Origin of the sequence: Haemophilus sputorum CCUG 13788 (assembly GCF_000238795.1) — a bacterium.
GTDB classification, from domain to species: domain Bacteria; phylum Pseudomonadota; class Gammaproteobacteria; order Enterobacterales; family Pasteurellaceae; genus Haemophilus_A; species Haemophilus_A sputorum.
The window spans coordinates 1-6308 of the sequence record NZ_AFNK01000021.1; the positions used below are offsets into that span (position 1 = coordinate 1).

General features: G+C 47.3%; 5 protein-coding genes. 4 read left to right on the plus strand and 1 reads right to left on the minus strand.

Annotation, left to right across the window (positions count from 1 at the left end; translation table 11 throughout):
- The 4 genes from HSP_RS10820 to brxL all read left to right on the plus strand — a co-directional run.
- The coding region (locus HSP_RS10820; protein WP_010128761.1) for a hypothetical protein at window positions 1-257 on the plus strand (257 nt) is incomplete at its 5' end.
- On the plus strand, window positions 257-2914 hold the full coding sequence (gene pglZ / locus HSP_RS0103315; RefSeq protein WP_010128764.1) for a BREX-1 system phosphatase PglZ type A: 2658 nt from the start codon (window positions 257-259) through the stop codon (window positions 2912-2914). The genes HSP_RS10820 and pglZ, both read left to right, overlap by 1 nt.
- 16 nt (window positions 2915-2930) lie before the next feature.
- Window positions 2931-3293, plus strand: coding sequence for an anti-phage BREX system Lon protease BrxL (locus HSP_RS11575; RefSeq protein WP_279625263.1), 363 nt, complete (start codon window positions 2931-2933; stop codon window positions 3291-3293).
- Between the two features lie 7 nt (window positions 3294-3300).
- A complete protein-coding gene (brxL, locus tag HSP_RS10825; protein WP_279625264.1) occupies window positions 3301-5007 on the plus strand; it encodes a protease Lon-related BREX system protein BrxL in 1707 nt (568 codons plus the stop codon).
- Window positions 5008-5114: 107 nt separating this feature from the next.
- Here the strand turns inward: brxL and HSP_RS0103325 are convergent.
- A protein-coding gene (locus HSP_RS0103325; protein WP_201771769.1) for an IS3-like element ISEc15 family transposase occupies window positions 5115-6250 on the minus strand; the annotation gives its coding sequence in 2 pieces (ribosomal slippage) (window positions 5115-6004 and window positions 6004-6250; 1137 coding nt in all).
- Between the last annotated feature and the right edge of the window lie 58 nt (window positions 6251-6308).

Here is a 6308-nt window from a genome sequence, read left to right on the forward strand (position 1 = left end):
ATGCTTATGCAGAGCAACTTGAGAAGCAGATTGAAACGGCCGACTCGACCAGTGAAGCAAACCGCTTCAAGAAAGAGTTGGATGCCTTAATCAAGAAACAGGTCGAACTACGAGAGTTTGATGACAAGCTAAAACACTATGCCGATATGCGTATTTCACTGGATCTGGATGATGGCGTGAAAGTGAATTACGGCAAGTTTGGTGATCTGTTGGCTGATGTTAAGGCCATTACCGGTTCGGCCCCGGAGGTTAACTAATGCAGATTAGCGAACTGGCACAAGGCGTTGCTGCCAAACTTGAACAAAGCCGCATTGTGTTTTGGTACGACCCAGAGCAAAGCTTTACTGAAGAGCTTGAGCATTTAGCTAACGCCCTATCTATTGCAAAAGAAGTAGGCGATAGCGCGGCAGATATAACTGCTAGGGTACTGCCAAATGATTTGACCATCCTCAATATGGGCAATGAGTCTGTATTGGCAGTGAAAAAACGCATTGAAGTAGATGAGCGTGAAGCTAAATTCCTTATCTATTTTCCAAGCGCTGAGCCAGAGCCTGACCGCGATTGGTTGCTAGACGTGCGTTTGTATAGCGAGCAGTTTTTTGCTGATCACAGCTCAATGCTGCTTAATGAGCTGGGTATCCCGAAAATGGCGCTACGCACGCACATTCGTAAGCGCCAGAGCTTTTTTGCCAATAAACAGCGCATAGCCGGTTTAAAAAAGTGGGTGACTGAGAACGAAGACGAACTGTCGTTAGACAGGAAGATGATGGCAGTGGTTGTAAAAGCTGATTCTGCGTCTTTGTCGGACATTCTGCTTGGGTTACTACGCGAATATGCGGCTTATATCGAAGATGAAAGCCTTGGCCAACCTTTATGGAGCCAGCTAGGAAAGTTTGATCTTGAGACCTCACTCTGGGCATATCTGAGTGAGGGTTTTGGCTATACAGTCGAAGAGCCAACCTTCCCAGACTTCGTGTTGAAATTATTCTGTACTGAATTCTGGAGCCAAATTGAAGGTGTTGAACGCGATTGGTTGCTTAACAATGTTCTAAAAAGCGCATCAGGCCGGGCGACAGCCTTGGCGTTTATGGTGAGCTGGCGCGACAGCCGCTCTTTCGCCGCTTACTACGAAAGCATCTCTAAGGTGCTTAGCCAACAGTTGGAAATTTCGACTCGTGCTGGCCAGTACCATCCGGTTGAACTTATCGAATGCGAAACGTTCGAGGCTGTGGAACAGGCCATAATCCGTGGTTTAGTTCGTGATTTGCTCGATAGCAGTAAAGCGCTAGACCGGGTTCAGTTTGATACGGTCTTATCAAGACGTCTTGCTAGCCACTGGACATTGTCACGCAAAGAATACTTCGCAATTTATGAAGCTATCCGCAACGCTGAAGAGTTAATGCACTTGCGAAATCGCTATGTGGACGGGTTCCACTTTGATAACGCGAAAGCAATGTACGACGCCTATACCACAGACATTTATCGTTTTGACCAGGCTTACCGTTTGTTCAATGAACATGTGCACTCTGTATTGAGTAAAGGTGCAGACATACTGCGTCAGCTCGACGACGAAGTCGAAAGCATTTATACCAACTGGTACTTATATGAGCTTGGCCTTGCCTGGGATCGTCACTTGGCCAATGAGAAATTACTTGAAAAGTGGCAGATTTCTGGCGTACCGCACCAGTATGACTTCTATGAAAAAGAAGTTCGCACACGACTGAGTCTGAAACAGACAAAACGAGTGTTTGTGATCATCTCTGATGCACTGCGTTTTGAAATTGCGAATGAGCTTGGCGCTATCATTAACAACGAGAAGCGATTTAAGGCTGAGGTGTCTACGCAGTTGGGCGTTTTGCCGAGTTATACCCAACTTGGGATGGCGGCATTATTGCCTCATAAGGCGCTCAGTTACCAGCCAGAGCAAGGCACGGCTGTTTATGTGGATGGTATTTCTTCACAGGGTCTAGACAACCGCAACGCCATCCTACAAAAAGTAGGTGGTATGGCAGTGAGTTCTAAGGAACTGATGAGCTGGAGTAACCAGGAGGGGCGTGACAAGGTTCGAGACGTAGAAGTAGTTTATATCTATCACGATACCATTGATGCGATTGGTGATAAGGCTGCAACTGAAGAGAAAACGTTTGAAGCCTGTCGTAGTGCCATTGAAGAGCTAAAAGATCTCGTTGGGCGGGTCATCAACCGTCTAAACGGCAGCCGAGTTGTGATCACCGCTGACCATGGCTTCCTCTTCCAACAAAAAGTACTTGTAGCGGCTGACAAAACCTCGTTGAAAACCAAACCTGCTGGCGCGATAGAAGCCAAGAAACGTTATATCGTTGGTAATAACTTGCCTTCAGATGAAGCCTGTTGGAAAGGCTCAATAAACGATACGGCTCATGGCTCTAGTGATACCGAGTTCCTGCTTCCAAAAGCGGCTCAACGCTTCCACTTTGTTGGTGGTGCCAAGTTTGTGCATGGCGGAGCGATGCTACAGGAAGTATGCGTCCCGGTACTGCATGCGCGAGAGCTGCAAAAAGAACAAGCAGCAAAACATGAGAAACAACCGGTAGGTGTTGTTGCAGCCACTCAGCCCATCAAATTAGTAAACAATATCGACAAGGTCAGATTTATTCAGACAGACCCTGTAGGCGAGCGTTTTGTCGCACGGTTGTTGGATGTCTATATCGTCGATGCACAAGGTAATGAAGTATCCAGTCGTGAAACGATTAACTTTGATAGCGTGAGTAAAGTTATGGATGAGCGTACTCGCGAAGCTAGGTTAAAGCTTATTGGCTCTCAGTTCGACAGGAACGCTCAATACACATTAGTTCTTGAGAATGCGGAAATGAGAACCCGTTATAGCCAATACGCGGTAACCATTGATTTGGCATTCCAAGATGATTTTTTCTAAGGCGCTGAGGTGAAACATGACAACTGATTTTTCACAAGATCATAAAGACGAAAAAAATCAGATGCAAAGCGCCGATTTAGACGCATTGCTCAACCAATATTTTAAAGGCCGTGTCGTTCGAAAAGATCTGACAAAGCAATTGAAAGAAGGCGCTAACGTCCCTGTCTATGTGCTTGAGTATTTACTAGGCATGTATTGTGCGTCCGATGACGACGAAGTTGTAATGCAAGGCCTTGATAATGTGAAAAAAATCTTGGCTGAGAACTATGTCCGACCAGATGAAGCGGAGAAAGTGAAGTCACTGATCCGTGAACGCGGCATGTTTAAAATCATCGACAAAGTAAGCGTTAAGCTCAATCAAGAAAAAAGACGTCTATGAAGCTGCGTTGTCGAACCTGGGTATCAAGGATGCCCTTGTACCGACCAAAATAGTACAAGACAACGAAAAATTATTAACTGGCGGCATCTGGTGCATTATTACCGTGCAGTATTTCTTTGAGGAAGGTCAGAAGACATCACCTTTCTCCATTATGAGTTTAAAACCGATACAAATGCCGTCCATGAACATGGATGAGGTGTTTTCAACCAGAAGACATTTTAGTACCGATCAGTGGATGGATGTGTTGCTTCGTTCCGTGGGTATGGAGCCAACCAACTTAGAGCATCGGGTGAAATGGCATCTTATCACTCGTATGATCCCATTCGTTGAAAACAACTACAACGTTTGTGAGCTCGGACCAAGAGGGACAGGTAAAAGCCATGTCTACAAGGAGTGCTCACCAAACTCATTGCTTGTCTCGGGCGGACAAACAACTGTGGCGAACTTGTTCTATAACATGAGCTCGCGCCAAGTTGGGTTGGTCGGAATGTGGGATGTTGTCGCCTTTGATGAAGTAGCGGGTATTAACTTTAAAGACAAAGACGGCGTCCAAATAATGAAAGATTATATGGCGTCAGGGTCTTTTGCCCGTGGTCGTGATTCAATCGAAGCGAAGGCTTCCATGGTATTCGTCGGTAACATCAATCAAAGCGTTGAGACACTGGTGAAGACCAGTCATCTGTTGGCACCTTTTCCTGAAGCCATGATTGACACTGCTTTTTTTGACCGTTTCCATTCCTATATTCCTGGATGGGAAATACCGAAGATGCGTCCTGAGTTTTTCACCAATAGTTACGGATTAATCACAGACTATCTTGCTGAATACATGCGTGAAATGCGCAAAAGAAGTTTTGCGGATGCTATCGATAAGTTCTTCAAACTCGGTAATAACCTTAATCAGCGTGATGTAATTGCTGTACGCAGAACTGTTTCGGGCTTGTTAAAGCTACTACACCCCGACGCACAGTACACAAAAGATGATGTAAGAGCCTGCCTGACCTATGCGCTGGAAACTAGACGTAGAGTCAAAGAGCAATTGAAAAAGCTTGGCGGAATGGAATTTTTTGATGTGCACTTTAGCTACATCGATAACGATTCATTAGAAGAATTCTTCGTCAATGTACCGGAACAAGGTGGCAGCAAGCTAATTCCTGAGGGCTTACCTCGCGCTGGTGTCGTGCACTTGGTTACTCAGGGAAGCACTGGGCAGCTTGGGTTATATCGCTATGAAACCCAGATGATGGCTGGTTCTGGTAAACACTCAGTGTCTGGCCTTGGTTCGAATACCGCAGCGAAAGAAGCTGTGCGTGTTGGCTTTGATTATTTCAAAGGTAACCTGAATAGAATCAGTGCGTCGGCGAAGTTTTCTGATCATGAGTATCACCTCCATGTTGTTGAGCTCCACAATACGGGGCCAAGTACAAAGTCATCGCTCGCTGCATTAATTGCGTTCTGTTCAATTCTGATGAACCGACCGATTCAAGAGCAGATGGTTGTTTTGGGTGAGATGACTTTAGGTGGTGTCGTCAATCCTGTTCAAGATCTTGCAGGCAGTCTTCAGTTAGCTATGGACAGTGGCGCAAAGCGTATTTTGCTCCCAATGGCCTCAGCCTCAGATATTCCAACGGTTCCTGCTGAGTTGTTCTCAAAATTCCAGATCAGCTTTTATGCAGACCCCGTCGATGCCGTGTTTAAGGCGCTTGGGGTTAATTGATTAGGTGTCGTTTGACGCTCCATTTTATGGAGTCATTACAGGTATGTTTACCAAAGCTCGTTTCTTTAAATGTGGAGTGACCACGCTCCGGTAGACAGTTTCTGTCCTCACTGCGAGGCCTTTTCGAAGGCCTCCGGGCTGACGCCGCCGAGATGACTGTGGCGCCGGGCCCGGTTGTAGAACACTTCAATATAATCGAAAATATCCGCCCGGGCCATGTCCCGGGTTTTGTATATCCGCTTCCTGATGCGCTCTTTTTTGAGTGAACTGAAGAACGATTCTGCCACTGCATTATCCCAGCAGTTGCCGCGACGGCTCATGCTCGGTACCAGATTATTGGCCCGGCAGAACCGCTGCCAGTCATCACTGCCATACTGACTGCCCTGATCGCTGTGCACAATGACGTTTTCTTCAGGTTTACGTCGCCAGACCGCCATCAGCAGCGCATCCAGTGCCAGCTCGCGCGACAGTGTCGGCTTCATCGACCAGCCCACCACATTACGGGCAAAAAGATCGATAACCACTGCCAGGTACAGCCAGCCCTGCCAGGTGCGGATGTAGGTGATGTCGGTGACCCACACCTGATTGGGCTTCACTACAGTAAATTCACGCCGCACGTGATTAGGCGCTATCAGTGACGGTCGTCCCCGGCTCCCGCGTGGCACTTTATAACCATGTATAGCCTGAATCCTGTTTTTCCTCATGATTTTGGCAACCCGGTTTCTGCTGCACACTTCGCCAATTTCGCGAAGATCGCCATGAACCCTGCGATAACCGTAAACTCCACCACTCAGCGTATAGGAGTCGCGGATGAGTTCCAGCAGTCGCTGGTTATCCTTTTCTCCGGCAGATACAGGGTTATGGAGCCAGACATAAAATCCGGCACGGGCAACCTTAAGGACCCGACACATTGTAACGATCGACCAGATTTCACGGTGATCGTTGATAAAGCGATACTTCAGTCGGGCTCCCTTGCAAAGTACCGCGCTGCCTTTTTCAGAATATCCCGCTCTTCCTCAGTGCGTTTAAGCTGTGCTTTCAGCCTGAGAATTTCTGTTCTGGCATCCAGTAAATCCTGTGCCTGCTGTCCACTGTTGTCAGGCTTAACAGCCCGGAGCCATTTATATAGGCTGTGCGCCGACACGCCGAGCCGTTCAGATACTTCAGCAATAGAATAGCCCCGCTCGGTGATCTGGCGGACGGCCTCTTCCTTAAATTCAGGGGTAAAACGTGATGTGCCCATAGACTCCTCCTATGCTCAAACTATAGGGCAGATTTGTCTACGGGCTCGGGGTCACTCC